Source organism: Acinetobacter sp. ANC_7512 (assembly GCF_056779935.1).
In genome coordinates this window covers 1-532 of the sequence record NZ_JBWYIX010000032.1, presented here as the reverse complement: position 1 = coordinate 532, position 532 = coordinate 1, and the positions used below count along the sequence as shown (strand labels likewise).

The 532-nt window shown below is 42.7% G+C and carries 2 protein-coding genes; both read left to right on the top strand.

Features of this window, described 5'->3' with window-relative positions; genetic code table 11:
* On the top strand, positions 1-282 hold a 282-nt coding region (locus AC1M9H_RS14325; RefSeq protein WP_481598115.1), incomplete at its 5' end, for a 3-oxoacid CoA-transferase subunit A.
* A 20-nt stretch (positions 283-302) separates the two neighbouring features.
* On the top strand, positions 303-532 hold a 230-nt coding region (locus AC1M9H_RS14320), incomplete at its 3' end, for a CoA-transferase (RefSeq protein WP_481613649.1).

The window sequence follows — 532 nt, the reverse complement described above, 5'->3', positions numbered from 1 at the left end:
GCTGAAGGCAAACCAACCATGAATTATGAAGGTAAAGACTACGTTTTAGAAAATCCAATCAAAGCTGACTTTGCGTTAATTAAAGCGCATAAGGGCGATCGCTGGGGGAACTTGGTGTACCGTAAATCTGCACGTAACTTTGGTCCAATTATGGCCATGGCAGCAGATATCACCATCGCACAAGTATCAGAAGTCGTGGAACTCGGTGCCTTAGATCCTGAACACATCATCACCCCTGGGATCTTTGTACAACACGTTGTACAAGTTCAACCTGCGCAGTAATTTGAGATTGGAGAAATAAAATGAGTTATCAAAAATTAACCCGTGATCAAATTGCTGAACGTGTTGCACAAGATATTCCTGATGGTGCTTATGTCAACCTTGGCATTGGTTTACCAACCAAGATCTCGAGTTACTTACCTTCTGACAAAGATGTCTTTTTACATTCTGAAAATGGTTTATTGGCCTTTGGTCCACCCCCTGCGGAAGAAGACCGTGACCCTGAGTTAATTAACGCGGGTAAAGAGTTTGT